Annotated in this window: 15 protein-coding genes and 1 pseudogene; 5 read left to right on the top strand and 11 right to left on the bottom strand. The window is 39.2% G+C overall.

Annotated features, from left to right (window positions below; genetic code table 11):
* Positions 1-14: 14 nt before the first annotated feature.
* Complete coding sequence (pcrA, locus tag B7714_RS05400) at positions 15-2,306, bottom strand: DNA helicase PcrA (RefSeq protein WP_084859877.1); 2,292 nt, start codon at positions 2,304-2,306, stop codon at positions 15-17.
* A 181-nt stretch (positions 2,307-2,487) separates the two neighbouring features.
* Positions 2,488-4,158: a formate--tetrahydrofolate ligase gene (locus tag B7714_RS05395; protein ID WP_084859876.1), complete on the bottom strand. Its 1,671-nt coding sequence runs from the start codon at positions 4,156-4,158 to the stop codon at positions 2,488-2,490.
* A 228-nt stretch (positions 4,159-4,386) separates the two neighbouring features.
* Here B7714_RS05395 and coaB point away from each other — a divergent pair, with 228 nt between their 5' ends.
* Genes coaB through B7714_RS05380 form a run of 3 tightly spaced genes read left to right on the top strand, consistent with a single transcriptional unit; the run spans position 4,387 to position 6,186 of the window.
* On the top strand, positions 4,387-5,076 hold the full coding sequence (gene coaB, locus B7714_RS05390) for a phosphopantothenate--cysteine ligase (protein WP_084859875.1): 690 nt from the start codon (positions 4,387-4,389) through the stop codon (positions 5,074-5,076).
* An 11-nt stretch (positions 5,077-5,087) separates the two neighbouring features.
* Positions 5,088-5,639 carry a phosphopantothenoylcysteine decarboxylase gene (coaC, locus tag B7714_RS05385; protein WP_084859874.1) on the top strand — a complete coding sequence of 184 codons (552 nt, stop codon included), beginning with the start codon at positions 5,088-5,090 and terminating at the stop codon, positions 5,637-5,639.
* Entirely contained in the window at positions 5,623-6,186 is a 564-nt protein-coding gene (locus B7714_RS05380; RefSeq protein WP_001042723.1) for an ECF transporter S component, read from the top strand. The genes coaC and B7714_RS05380 overlap by 17 nt, the downstream gene beginning before the upstream one ends.
* A gap of 41 nt (positions 6,187-6,227) precedes the next feature.
* On the opposite strand, the gene B7714_RS05375 is transcribed toward B7714_RS05380, so the two are convergent.
* Positions 6,228-6,587: a hypothetical protein gene (locus B7714_RS05375; RefSeq protein WP_084859873.1), complete on the bottom strand. Its 360-nt coding sequence runs from the start codon at positions 6,585-6,587 to the stop codon at positions 6,228-6,230.
* 135 nt (positions 6,588-6,722) lie between these two features.
* Between B7714_RS05375 and B7714_RS05370 the strand changes: the two genes are divergently transcribed.
* Together B7714_RS05370 and B7714_RS05365 are read left to right on the top strand one after the other, a co-directional pair.
* The gene (locus B7714_RS05370) at positions 6,723-7,250 is read left to right on the top strand and encodes an ECF transporter S component (protein WP_084859872.1); all 528 of its coding nucleotides are present in this window, start codon (positions 6,723-6,725) and stop codon (positions 7,248-7,250) included.
* Between the two features lie 11 nt (positions 7,251-7,261).
* Positions 7,262-7,777, top strand: a complete 516-nt coding sequence (locus tag B7714_RS05365) for a transcription repressor NadR (protein WP_000159158.1) — start codon at positions 7,262-7,264, stop codon at positions 7,775-7,777.
* On the opposite strand, the pseudogene B7714_RS05360 reads toward B7714_RS05365, so the two are convergent.
* From B7714_RS05360 to B7714_RS05320, 8 genes and pseudogenes are all read right to left on the bottom strand, one after another.
* Positions 7,774-7,923, bottom strand: a pseudogene (locus B7714_RS05360) (8-oxo-dGTP diphosphatase); the annotation flags it as partial. The gene B7714_RS05365 and the pseudogene B7714_RS05360 overlap by 4 nt on opposite strands.
* Positions 7,924-8,039: 116 nt before the next feature.
* Entirely contained in the window at positions 8,040-8,813 is a 774-nt protein-coding gene (locus B7714_RS05355) for a class I SAM-dependent methyltransferase (protein WP_084859871.1), read from the bottom strand.
* 205 nt (positions 8,814-9,018) lie between these two features.
* Positions 9,019-9,486, bottom strand: a complete 468-nt coding sequence (locus tag B7714_RS05350; protein ID WP_084859870.1) for an 8-oxo-dGTP diphosphatase — start codon at positions 9,484-9,486, stop codon at positions 9,019-9,021.
* 23 nt (positions 9,487-9,509) lie between these two features.
* Positions 9,510-9,953, bottom strand: a complete 444-nt coding sequence (locus tag B7714_RS05345) for a hypothetical protein (RefSeq protein ID WP_084859869.1) — start codon at positions 9,951-9,953, stop codon at positions 9,510-9,512.
* Positions 9,931-10,488 carry a hypothetical protein gene (locus B7714_RS05340; protein ID WP_084859868.1) on the bottom strand — a complete coding sequence of 186 codons (558 nt, stop codon included), beginning with the start codon at positions 10,486-10,488 and terminating at the stop codon, positions 9,931-9,933. The genes B7714_RS05345 and B7714_RS05340 overlap by 23 nt, the downstream gene beginning before the upstream one ends.
* Positions 10,489-10,983: 495 nt before the next feature.
* On the bottom strand, positions 10,984-11,487 hold the full coding sequence (locus tag B7714_RS05330; protein WP_084859866.1) for a hypothetical protein: 504 nt from the start codon (positions 11,485-11,487) through the stop codon (positions 10,984-10,986).
* Positions 11,488-11,575: 88 nt separating this feature from the next.
* Positions 11,576-12,079 carry a GNAT family N-acetyltransferase gene (locus B7714_RS05325; RefSeq protein WP_084859865.1) on the bottom strand — a complete coding sequence of 168 codons (504 nt, stop codon included), beginning with the start codon at positions 12,077-12,079 and terminating at the stop codon, positions 11,576-11,578.
* Positions 12,045-12,608, bottom strand: coding sequence for a GNAT family N-acetyltransferase (locus B7714_RS05320; RefSeq protein WP_084859864.1), 564 nt, complete (start codon positions 12,606-12,608; stop codon positions 12,045-12,047). Before B7714_RS05320 ends, B7714_RS05325 begins: the two co-directional genes overlap by 35 nt.
* Positions 12,609-12,614 lie beyond the last annotated feature (6 nt).

Raw genomic sequence — 12,614 nt, 5'->3', positions numbered from 1 at the left:
AGAAGGATGGAAAATTAGATTTTTTTCTCAATTGGGGCAACACTGGCTAGGAGTTTTTTCAGCCCTACTTCTGGGAAATTAATTTTCAATTCCTGCGTAGCACCACTACCTGAAACTTCAAGGACCGTTCCCTCTCCCCACTTCTTGTGGAGTGCAATATCTCCAATGGACCAACTTGTATCAGTCGAATCTTTTTTATTTCCAGCTGCAAACTGTCCAAATGGAAGACCACTTGACTGGATAGAGCTTGGTGCGGCATTGCGTTTTCGTTCTTGAAGGGCCTGAGCTAGGCTCATACCTTGACCAAAGGCCACTCCGCCACTGCTATAAGATGCCTTAAAGCTAGTATTCGCTGGTCGAGCCAAGCCCTGATACTCAAGCAAGTCTGAACTAATTTCATTAATAAAACGAGTTGGACGGTTATAATTGGTACGACCAAAAAGCAAGCGTGAGTTGGCATTGGTCAGATAGAGGATCTTTTCTGCGCGTGTGATACCTACATAGGCCAAACGGCGTTCTTCTTCTAGCTCATCTGGATCTTCAGCTGCACGGCTAAGCGGAAAGACATTCTCCTCCATCCCAATGATAAAGACAACTGGGAACTCGAGTCCTTTCGCTGCATGGAGGGTCATCAAGGTTACTTCCGATGTCTCCTGACTGCCTGAATCCGTATCCGCAATCAAGGCTAGGTCATTCAAGAAACGACTGAGTTTATCCAAACCTGTTTCTTCTTCTTGACTATCAGCATTGTCATCAAAGTTCTTGGTAACAGATAGGAACTCTTCGATATTTTCAACCCGCGCCTTGCTTTCCAAGGTTGCCTGAGCATTAAGAATATCGACATAACCTGTTTTTTCTAGAACAGCCTCCACCAGCTCGGTGATGGTTAATTGGTCCAGTTGTTCCCGCAAACCCAGAATCATATTGGCAAAGTCCCAGATAGACTGGGCTGCTTTCCCTTTGATGCCAGACAGCATGATATTGGCTGAAGCGTCTAGCATGGACATCTCTTGTAGGTTAGCAAAGTCGCGAACTTTCTCAACAGTACCTGGTCCAATTCCACGTTTAGGCTCGTTGATAATACGCTCAAAACTGATATTGTCACTCAAATTTGCAATGAGGTTAAGATAAGCGATAATATCGCGAATTTCCTTACGGCTGTAGAACTTGGTCCCTCCAACCATAGTATAAGGAATATTGGACTTGAGCAAGGCCTCCTCAATAGTACGGGATTGCGCATTAGTCCGATAAAGAACTGCAAAATCCTTGTGGAGGAAGTTTTGGCTGCGACCAAGTTCATCGATGATTTTGGCTACAAAAACAGCCTCATCTTGTTCATCGTTGGCTCTGTAGTAGACGATTTGTTCCCCATCAGCATTCTGGGTCCAGAGATTCTTGGGGCGGCGATTTTGATTGTTTTTGATGACGTCATTGGCAGCTTGGAGAATGGTTTTGGTTGAACGATAATTCTCCTCTAACAAAACGACCTTGGCTTTAGGGTAATCTTTCTCAAAATCCAAGATATTCTGCATATCAGCACCACGCCAACCGTAGATAGACTGGTCCGCATCCCCAACCACGCAGATATTTTTAAAGCGTGAAGCCAAAAGTTTGACCAGTTGGTACTGGGCATGGTTGGTATCTTGGTACTCATCCACGTGGATGTATTGGAACTTCTGCTGATAGTAGGTCAGAACGTCAGGATTCTGATCAAAGAGACGCAGAGTCAACATGATTAAATCATCAAAGTCAACGGACTCAGACTGACGAAGCTCCTTCTGATAGGCCGTATAACACTGGGCCACGATTTGTGTGTACATATCGCCAGCTTGGGCAGCATAAGCTACATCATCAATCAGGTCATTCTTAGCATTGGAAATGGTTCCCAAAATGGTCCGTTCATTCCATTTTTTCGGATCTAAGTTTAATTGCTTGAGGATTCGTTTCATGAGGGTTCGCTGTTCTCCTGGATCTACAATGGTGAAATTACGATTGTAGCCAATATGATCCGCATCGCGACGTAGGATACGAACACACATGGAGTGAAAGGTCGCAATCAGACAGTCCTGAGTAGCTGGATTGAGCCCATAGGCACGCTCCTTCATCTCACGCGCAGCCTTATTGGTAAAGGTAATAGCCAAGATATTCCAAGGATTGACCATTTTTTCATCAATTAGATAGGCAATACGGTGGGTCAAAACACGAGTCTTTCCAGAACCAGCACCTGCCATGATTAACAAGGGGCCCTCAGTCGTTTGCACCGCCTCAGCCTGACGGTCATTCATTCCATTTAATAATGCGTTCATTTTCTCTTCCTTACTCTCGAAGTCAATGTTTCTATTATATCAAAAATCAGGGAAAATATCTTTACATAGATCGGTTGCGTGTAGTAAATAACTCTCTCATCAATTGAAGACAACTACTTATATCTAGATAAAAAATGAGCTTGGATAGTTTCTCCAAACTCATTTGACTTCAATTAAACTATTAGAACAATCCTAGAACGGTTCCGTCACTCTCAACATCCATGTTGAGAGCTGCTGGACGTTTTGGAAGTCCTGGCATGGTCATGACATCACCAGTTAGGGCAACGATGAAGCCTGCACCTAATTTTGGTACCAACTCACGAATGGTAATTTCAAAGTTCTCTGGCGCTCCAAGTGCATTTGGATTGTCTGAGAAACTGTATTGAGTTTTCGCCATACAGATTGGCAATTTGTCCCAACCATTTTGAACGATTTGAGCGATTTGTGTTTGAGCTTTCTTCTCAAAGTTGACTTTGCTACCGCGATAGATTTCAGTAACAATCTTTTCAATCTTTTCTTGGACAGAAAGGTCGTTGTCATAAAGGCGAGTATAGTTGGATGGATTTTCAGCAATAGTCTGAACAACCGTTTCAGCAAGCGCTACTCCACCTTCCGCGCCATTGGCCCAGACACTTGCTAGTTCAACTGGCACATCAATAGAAGCACAGAGTTCTTTCAAGGCTGCGATTTCAGCTTCAGTATCAGAAACAAATTCGTTAATCGCGACGACTGCAGGCACTCCAAATTTACGGATATTCTCAACGTGGCGTTTCAAGTTAGCAAAACCTGCACGAACTGCCTCAACATTTTCCTCTGTCAAAGCATCTTTAGCCACACCACCATTCATTTTAAGGGCACGGAGGGTTGCAACAATGACTACCGCATCTGGAGAAGTTGGCAAGTTTGGTGTCTTGATATCAAGGAATTTCTCAGCGCCAAGGTCTGCACCAAAACCAGCTTCAGTAACAGTATAATCAGCCAAGCGAAGGGCTGTGCTTGTTGCTAAAACAGAGTTACATCCATGAGCAATGTTGGCAAATGGACCACCATGTACAAAGGCAGGTGTACCATAAATTGTCTGAACCAAGTTCGGTTTAATGGCATCTTTCAAGATCAAAGCCAAGGCACCTTCAACCTTCAAATCACCTACAGAAACAGGGGTACGGTCATAGCGATAGCCGATAACGATATTCGCCAAACGGCGTTTCAAGTCCTCGATGTCCGTCGCCAAGCACAAAATCGCCATGATTTCAGAAGCAACTGTAATATCAAAACCATCCTCACGTGGAATACCATTTAGAGGACCGCCAAGACCAACAGTCACATGGCGAAGAGCACGGTCGTTCAAGTCCACAACACGCTTCCAAATAATACGACGTTGGTCAATTCCCAGCTCATTTCCTTGGTGCAAGTGGTTGTCAATCAATGCAGAAAGGGCATTGTTAGCAGTTGTAATGGCATGCATGTCTCCAGTAAAGTGGAGGTTGATGTCCTCCATTGGCAACACTTGGGCATAACCACCACCGGCTGCACCACCCTTAATCCCCATTACTGGTCCAAGAGATGGTTCGCGGATAGCAATCATGGTTTTCTTGCCGATTTTGTTTAAGGCATCTGCAAGACCGATGGTAATGGTTGACTTTCCTTCACCTGCTGGTGTTGGGTTAATAGCAGTAACCAAGATTAATTTACCAACTGGATTGTTCTCAACCGCACGAATTTTATCAAAACTAAGCTTAGCCTTGTACTTTCCGTACAATTCCAAATCATCGTAAGAAATACCAAGTTTCTCCACAACATCCACGATTGGCTTTAACTCAATGCTCTGTGCGATTTCAATATCTGTTTTCATAGCAAACTCCTCTAACATCTAATATGATAACTCATTATAACACAAAATAAGATTTTTAACACCCATAAACTCTCTAAACGTTCGTAAATATCCCTTTTTTCAAGATTTTTAGAGCCCTTTGAAAAATTTTATATGGCTTTATAGTTTGAAACTATAGTGTAGCTTTGTTTTAGCAAAATTTTATCGCTTTCATTTTACTTACTGTTTATTTTTGTGTACAATAGTGCTATGAAAATTTTAGTCACATCGGGCGGTACCAGTGAAGCTATCGATAGTGTCCGCTCAATCACTAACCATTCAACTGGTCGCTTGGGAAAAATCATCACAGAAACCTTGCTTGCTGCGGGGCATGAAGTTTGTTTGATAACGACAAAACGAGCTCTGAAGCCAGAAGCTCATCCCAACCTAAGCATTCGAGAAATTAACAATACCAACGACCTTCTTGTTGTGATGCAAGAACGTGTCAAGGATTATCAAGTCTTGATTCATTCAATGGCCGTGTCTGACTACACTCCTGTTTATATGACAGGGCTTGATGACGTTCAGGCTAGCTCCAATCTAGAAGAATTCTTAAACAAGCAGAATCATCAAGCTAAGATTTCTTCAACTGATGAGGTGCAGGTTTTATTCCTGAAAAAAACACCCAAAATCATATCTCTAGTCAAGGAATGGAATCCTACCATTCATCTGATTGGCTTTAAACTGCTGGTTGATGTCTCTGAAGAATATCTCATTGAGATCGCACGAAAGAGTCTTATCAAGAACCAAGCAGACTTAATCATCGCAAATGACCTGACTCAAATCTCAGCGAATCAGCATCATGCAATCTTTGTTGAGAAAGAGCAACTCCAATCCGTTCAAACCAAAGAGGAAATAGCAAATCTCCTTCTTGAAAAAATTCAAGCATACGATTCATAGAAAGGAAAGCCATGGCAAATATTCTCATCGCAGTGACAGGTTCCATTGCCTCCTATAAATCAGCTGATTTAGTCAGTTCCTTGAAGAAACAAGGCCATCATGTCACTGTCTTAATGACTCAAGCCGCTACAGAGTTTATTCAACCGTTGACACTACAGGTACTCTCACAGAATCTTGTCCATCTTGATGTCATGCAGGAACCCGCTCCTGAGCAAGTCAATCATATCGAACTAGGCAAAAGAACCGACCTTTTTATTGTAGCCCCAGCTACTGCTAATACCATCGCAAAGTTAGCCCATGGATTTGCGGACAACATGGTGACAAGCACAGCACTTGCCTTGCCAGAACATGTCAAAAAGTTAGTCGCACCAGCCATGAATACAAACATGTATGACCATCCGGCAACTCAGGCTAATCTAAAAACATTAGAGACCTATGGTTATCAGATTATCTCTCCAAAAGAATCTCTACTAGCCTGTGGCGATCACGGCAAAGGCGCCCTAGCTGACCTGAATACTATTTTAGAAAGAATAAAGGAAACCCTCAATGAACAAACGCTCTAACATTGCTCCCATTGCTATCTTTTTTGCAGTTATGCTCGTTATCCACTTTTTGAGCTCTCTCCTATTTAACCTTTTCCCATTTCCAATTAAACCAACTATCGTTCATATTCCAGTAATCATTGCTAGTATCATCTATGGTCCTCGAGTTGGAGTTACACTTGGTTTTCTTATGGGGTTATTGAGCTTAACGGTAAATACGATTACCATCCTTCCAACCAGCTACCTCTTCTCTCCATTCGTACCGAACGGAAACATCTATTCTGCGATTATCGCTATTGTCCCTCGCGTTTTGATTGGTCTGACACCTTACTTGGTTTATAAATTATTAAAAAACAGGACAGGTCTCATCTTTGCTGGTGCTCTCGGTTCCCTTACCAACACCGTCTTTGTCCTTGGGGGAATCTTCTTCCTTTTTGGAAATGTCTTCGACGGCAATATCCAAAAACTCCTGGCAACCGTTATTTCTACAAACTCAATTGCCGAGCTTGTCATCTCTGCCGTTCTAACAGTAGCAATTGTCCCCCGTCTCGAAACCTTGAAGAAATAAAAAATAAACTCCACTTTCATCCTGAAGGTGGAGTTTAGCATTTAAAACATGAGAAACATCAATAGAATGTGAAAGCCAAAGCGCAGGAGTTGATGCGAAAGCGGTGTAGGTTGCTGACTTTTTTGGCTATCCAAATATAGGGTTAGTGATAGTAAAATCAAACCAAATGCAATCACCAATCTGACGAAATAAGCAATTTCGAGTATTGCTGCCATCAAAAGAAAACCTAATAAAGGGAGACTAAAAAGTGAAACAGCCAGGCTACTTGCTAATAGAGAAAGTAGCGAAAGGACCAATAAACTATAAACTAGGAAACGAGTCCAACCTGAGACTACTTTCCCTTCTTTTTCCTGTTTTGACATCATCACGATTACCACGATTAGGTAAACAAAAAGTATCATCACATTTTCTCCTCAATTCCTATTATTCTTTACCACATTTTAACCAAATTTTTCTGAAAAATCAATAATGCTTCTTGACTTGATTGGTGATTTATTGTACTATACTTGTGTATATACAGATAAATGGAGGTTCTTATGGATATACGAAAAAAAACGCAGTTTATGACCATGACTGCCCTACTCACTGCAATAGCGATTTTGATTCCAATCATTATGCCTTTTAAAATCGTTATCCCACCGGCTTCTTACACCTTGGGAAGTCATATCCCCATCTTTATCGCCATGTTTCTTTCGCCTTTGATGGCTGCTTTTGTGATTATTGCTTCTAGTCTTGGTTTCCTGATGGCAGGTTATCCGCCTGTTATTGTACTTCGTGCCTTCTCTCACATCGTTTTTGGTACTTTGGGGGCTTTGTACTTAAAGAAATTCCCTGAAACCTTGGATAAACCAAAGGCATCTTGGATTTTTAACTTTGTTTTGGGTGTTGTTCATGCTATCGCTGAAGTAATAGCTTGTATCATCTTTTATGCTACTTCAGGGACAAACGTTGAAAATATGTTTTATGTTCTCTTTGTCCTAGTTGGTTTTGGCACAATCATCCATAGTATGGTAGACTATACATTAGCACTAGCTGTCTATAAAGTGCTTCGAAAACGTCGCTAAAAGGAAAAACTATGACAAAGGATCGCAAACAAGCTCTTCTCAAACTGTTAAAAGAGGCGCCAAAAGCTCTCAATGGTCAAACCTTGGCTGAACACTTCCATGTTACGCGCCAAGTCATTGTACAGGACATCGCTATTCTCCGAGCAGATGGAGCTCCTATCCTATCCACCAATCGTGGCTATATCTACAAAGAAAATGATGCCAGCCCCTACGTCCACAAACTCTTTAAAGTGAAACATGAACTTGAAGAAATCGGTCAGGAACTACTAGCCATTGTAGATAATGGCGGTCGTGTTCAAAATATCTTAATCGATCATCCCGTTTATGGCGAAATTGAAACCCTACTCAAACTCACCTGCCGCCGAGATGTCCAGCACTTTCTGGAACAAGTCGAGAATTCAGACTTTAGACCCCTTTCTGAATTGACAGACGGCATCCATTACCACCTTGTTGAAGCCGAGACACAACAAGACCTCCACTATATTGAGGAGGCTTTGGATCAGTTAGGTTATTTAGTAAAAGACTAGAAAATTTCTTTTTCCCAGCCGTCCTCTGTGCGGTGGCGATAGAAGAACTCAGACTTGTCAGGTGCTTCCATCATTTCCATCAAAGGCAACATATCATAGGCCAGTTCCAAATTTGGAATCTGGTCTTTTTGCACCCAAGAAACTTCTTCAAATCTAAAAATTTGAGGTTTATATATGGAGAATTAGCTGTAACATGCTCTAAACACTATCCGTTTCATTTTACATTGAAAATTTTCTCCAAATTTTTTACAATATCGTTCCCTTAATTTTCTTTTCGAGCAATAAACATACCATATTCTTTAGGAATGATTAACATACCCTTATGAAAATGCATTTCTAATCTTTTACGAATGACTTTTTCTTCTAGCGAACCTATTTCTGAAATTCCTTTAAAGGATTGAATGTATTTAACTAGGTCATCTATACTAGTTACCTGTAACTCATCATCATAGAGTAATGTTTCGACAGAGTCAAAATACATACTCAGTTGGCTTTTGCCATTTTGTAAAGTAAACGTTTTATTTTCCAAATCTTGATTGATCTCATCTTTAAATAAACTTGCTAAATAATCTACAACTCCATTTTCACCAAATGTGGCACAGTAAAAAATGCCTCCTGTTTTTAAGATTCTATTAACCTCGAAGAGAGCTTTAGGAATATCATTTACATGATGTAAAAGCATATTAGCAATAACAATATCAAACGTTTCATTCTCAAAAGAAATCTTTTGAATATCCATTATTGTATAGTTGACATTGTTCCTATTTCCAATCACTGACTTCGTTGTTTTTACCATATCTTTAGAAAAATCTGTAATAACCAACTGCTTCATTCTATCAATAGAATCACTATTACTTTTCCATAGTTCTCCTGTACCACATCCCAATTCTAGGACCTTTACCTCATCAGTGATTTGGTAGTTGGAAAATATCCAATTATTAAACCCTAATTTATTTTTTGAATACTTCTTATGTAGCTTTACTCTAATGTCAAGATTATCTTGTTTTGCATATTGTTCAATTACCTTATCAGCCATTTTCTTTTACTTCCTTTCATATTTTAAGATTATACCATAAAATAAAATATCTCCGATTTCAAAATTGAAGGTGGAGATTGTTAAAGATAAAGATAGAAAAGAAGAATAGGAAATTTTGAAGTATTCAGTTGACATACACCGACATACTTATCCTATATTTAAGTACCAATCATTAAAGGTTAACACCGTTCCAGTAATCATACAACTAGAAAATTTCTTTCTCCCATCCATCTTCTGTACGGAGGCTATAGAAGAACTCAGACTTGTCAGGTGCTTCCATCATTTCCATCAGAGGCAACATATCATAGGCCAGATCCAAATTTGGAATCTGGTCTTTTTGTACCCAAGATACTTCTCCTTCATCTGAAGATTGGAGATTCCCAGTAAACTCTGTCGCCTTATAACAAAAAACGATGTAGCGCCCACCTGTATCTAAGGGCCAATTTTTAATGCCGACTAGTTGAGGATTCTGAATGGTCAGGCCAGTTTCTTCGTATATTTCACGAATGACAGACTCGGCAAAGGCCTCGCCATTCTCAACATGTCCTCCTGGAAAAGCATAGCCAGACCAGCGATTGTTTTCAGGAGAGCGATACTGCATCACCACTCGCTGGGTTTCGAGGTCTTCAATCAGACAGATGTTGGTTAAAATGGTTGCTTGGGCACGGGACATAGATTTGCTCGCTTTCTAAGTTATTAAAATGTATCTTCGTTGTATTCTACTTCTGACTTCATGATAAAGGGATTGATCAATTCATGATGGTCATAAGTAGTACGGGCCAAAAAACCTCTAGCAATGATGATTTCCTTATCTTCTATGCGATAGTCTATATTGATAGGGATGGCTGGATCCGAGATAACTGATAAAACAAAGAATGCTGCAAACCAAAGGTAAAATGTCACCAATCCACTAAATATTTGAAAAATAAGGTGATACCATTTAGCATCTCTTGTTCTATAAAAGATTCTCCAGGGATGGATTAGGAAGGTCAAACAAAGAATGAAAAACCAACTATTCCACAAAATCGGCGTAAAAGATAGTCCAAAAACCAACAACGCCAAATGAAGAACCACAAAGGTCAGCAAAGCCAAATAAAGTGTCTTAAACGAAATTAACTTAGTTAGATTTTCTTTTGTCATGATTTTTCCTCTTTTTGTCCTTATATTTCAAAATCACCATCAATATCGCTGGAATGAAGAAAAAGATTAGATAGGTAGCAATCGGGAGCCAGATGTAGCGATAATCGATCGATAATAGGGAAGGAATTTTTTTAACATTTCTCCCTTTCACCCCAACAAGTAAGTGGAGGAGAAAAATAGGTCCGTTTATGAATAGAAAAGTTTTTAAAAATCCTTGTACTGAAGCCTTGTTGCTAAAACCATTTCTAAAAATACCTTGATAGAATGTGTGAACCAAAAAGACAAAATTCATAATAATTGGCAAGACATAGGATATTTCCTGATATGGTTTCGGGATAAGTGTTGTCCCAAACAACACATACATGATACCAAAAATAGAAAATAATATTATGCCACCATCCATAAAAGAAGCAAGCTTTGGATGCCTTCCCATCCACAATTGGATGTGAGCTACCAAAGAATACTTTTTCTGGATTTTTCTCATTTTTCTGACCTGTTGTTTGATCTTCTTTAGTTTCTTAATCTTTCGTTCCATTTACGACTCCTTCTTCTCTTTTCTATCCGTATAACCAAAAGCAGAATGCCCAGCCCTAAGAAAAAGAAAAAGAGATAACTTACAATAGGAGCCCAGACATAGGCTGGATCCATAGAAATTATAGGGGGGAAATTCGTTGACTTGCGACGCCCTAGCCAATTCAGTCCTACCAAGAGATGAAAGGGAAAAAGAAGACCATTGAACCCAATAAATCCCCATGAAAAGTAACGCCATTTCTGAAGTTTATCACTACTAAAACGAAAGACAAAGAAATAGGTTGATAAGAGCAGAAGGAAAAGATTAAAGCTTAAGGGAGAAAGATAGTTTAAGTTTGGGAATGGAGAACCAATGAAAGAGGCAGCAAGAAATGATACAAACAAAGATCCGAATAACACACTCGTATCCAGGAGTTGACCAATCCTTCGGTGCCTTTCCATCCAAAGATAAATCATCTTAGTCCAAGAAGACTTTTCTTTTGTCTTGTACTTCATTTGTCTACTCATCTTCATTTTCATCTACTCCTTTTTTTGAAGCTTTAGAGAGAAAGAAGATTGCCAAGGTTAACATCAAGACTAGAAGGTAGATGACAATAGGAAACCAGATATAGGATGACTCCAGTGAAAACAAAGGTGAGAGAACAACTCTTCCTCTTTTTCTCACGCCAATCAGTTGAAAAATGAAGCTAAGGACATTGATATAAATAAAGGGTTCACAAAATCTTTTAAGAGTCCTTTCTTTTTCCGTTTTCACTGACAAAAAGAGAGCATAGAGCCTATTACCCAAGATAAAAAGATTCAATTGCAAGGGAAATAAAAGCTCTCTGTACCGAAAATCAGCTGGAATGCTTTTGTTCTGTGATGTTGTAAATTCTATAACTAGGAACAAGCTGATATAAAATATAATATCAAGCATAAATTTGACAAATCGATGCCCTTGTAACCAAAAACGGACAGAGTCTAAGCCTGATGATTTCTCATAAGTTTTCTCTTTCAAATTCATAGTAACTTCCCTCTATTTAAAATATATTCTAAAACTTGATTATTTGTTCATTGTATAATCAGAAAACAAATCGCAACTGTCCTTGCATTTAACTCTCAGATTCTGATGATTTCTTACATACCATTCTAATTTCAGTGATCGTTTTTCCAAGGTTAAGTATTTTTTCTTGACCATCAACAGTAAAACCCATTTTTTGATAGAAAGCAATCGCTCGCTTATTCTCTTTTAATACCCATAAAAATACTTCAGAGAACTGTCCAAGAGTCGTCAGAGCTTCCTTCATTAACTTCTGAGCAATACCTTTTCCATAATAGTCTTTTAAAATATATAAAGCCATAATTTCACCAGCTTGAATAGTCTCATCACGAAAGTTTCCATAACTGATAAAACCAACTACCTTCATGCCATCTATCGCAATCAATGTATTTTCTGTATACTTTTGACTAAAGAATCGACATCTTTCTAATGTGATTGTCTCCTGAAATTCTGCAGGCAAAAGGTCGTCATAAGCCTCTCTCCACGCTTGCCAGTGAACGAGGGATTTACCTTCTATCTCTTCAGGAGTTTCCATCTTTTTGATAGTAAGATTCATTTATTTTCCCCCATTTTTCTCTCAAAATACCATATTTAATACTATCAAAATATTTGCCTTGGTAATAACGAACTTTTGGAATATGAGCTTCTTTTTTCATTCTTAATTTTTCAGCAAGTTTTACCATACCAAGATTTCCTGACCAAGTTGTCAAACCAAGATGCTCCAACTCCAAGTAATCCTGAAATGTCTGATCTATCCACTGTAGCATAGCAGCTTTTCCAATTCCAAAGTTCCAAAATTTCTTGTCATAAATACAAATTCCCAATTCCATCCATCTTGTTTGTTTACATACCCAGTAGTGCGAAACAGTCCCAACTAGTTTATCATCAACAAAAATACCAAGGCGATTTGAGTTGTTTAGAGCGGATTCTGATTTTTGTAGTTTAAATTCTTGAAAATTAGGAAAATGCTGATAATCGTCATAATAGGGAGCATCATACTGCTTCCAAATTGGATCAGATTGTGAATAAGCAATTTCCCACAAAGACAACAGATCTTCTTCAATTAGTTTTCTTAAATAAACCATACTTTT

This window comes from Streptococcus oralis subsp. oralis (assembly GCF_002096595.1).
GTDB classification, from domain to species: Bacteria; Bacillota; Bacilli; order Lactobacillales; family Streptococcaceae; genus Streptococcus; species Streptococcus oralis_D.
The sequence above is the reverse complement of the archived record's forward strand: the minus strand, read 5'-3'. Positions and strand labels throughout refer to the sequence as shown.

What these genes read in the sequence shown, in the direction of transcription:
- pcrA (WP_084859877.1), bottom strand. Translation starts at nt 2,306, where the DNA reads ATGAACGCATTATTAAATGGAATGAATGACCGTCAGGCTGAGGCGGTG.
- B7714_RS05395 (WP_084859876.1), bottom strand. Translation starts at nt 4,158, where the DNA reads ATGAAAACAGATATTGAAATCGCACAGAGCATTGAGTTAAAGCCAATC.
- coaB (WP_084859875.1), top strand. Translation starts at nt 4,387, where the DNA reads ATGAAAATTTTAGTCACATCGGGCGGTACCAGTGAAGCTATCGATAGT.
- coaC (WP_084859874.1), top strand. Translation starts at nt 5,088, where the DNA reads ATGGCAAATATTCTCATCGCAGTGACAGGTTCCATTGCCTCCTATAAA.
- B7714_RS05380 (WP_001042723.1), top strand. Translation starts at nt 5,623, where the DNA reads ATGAACAAACGCTCTAACATTGCTCCCATTGCTATCTTTTTTGCAGTT.
- B7714_RS05375 (WP_084859873.1), bottom strand. Translation starts at nt 6,587, where the DNA reads ATGATACTTTTTGTTTACCTAATCGTGGTAATCGTGATGATGTCAAAA.
- B7714_RS05370 (WP_084859872.1), top strand. Translation starts at nt 6,723, where the DNA reads ATGGATATACGAAAAAAAACGCAGTTTATGACCATGACTGCCCTACTC.
- B7714_RS05365 (WP_000159158.1), top strand. Translation starts at nt 7,262, where the DNA reads ATGACAAAGGATCGCAAACAAGCTCTTCTCAAACTGTTAAAAGAGGCG.
- B7714_RS05355 (WP_084859871.1), bottom strand. Translation starts at nt 8,813, where the DNA reads ATGGCTGATAAGGTAATTGAACAATATGCAAAACAAGATAATCTTGAC.
- B7714_RS05350 (WP_084859870.1), bottom strand. Translation starts at nt 9,486, where the DNA reads ATGTCCCGTGCCCAAGCAACCATTTTAACCAACATCTGTCTGATTGAA.
- B7714_RS05345 (WP_084859869.1), bottom strand. Translation starts at nt 9,953, where the DNA reads ATGACAAAAGAAAATCTAACTAAGTTAATTTCGTTTAAGACACTTTAT.
- B7714_RS05340 (WP_084859868.1), bottom strand. Translation starts at nt 10,488, where the DNA reads ATGGAACGAAAGATTAAGAAACTAAAGAAGATCAAACAACAGGTCAGA.
- B7714_RS05330 (WP_084859866.1), bottom strand. Translation starts at nt 11,487, where the DNA reads ATGAATTTGAAAGAGAAAACTTATGAGAAATCATCAGGCTTAGACTCT.
- B7714_RS05325 (WP_084859865.1), bottom strand. Translation starts at nt 12,079, where the DNA reads ATGAATCTTACTATCAAAAAGATGGAAACTCCTGAAGAGATAGAAGGT.
- B7714_RS05320 (WP_084859864.1), bottom strand. Translation starts at nt 12,608, where the DNA reads ATGGTTTATTTAAGAAAACTAATTGAAGAAGATCTGTTGTCTTTGTGG.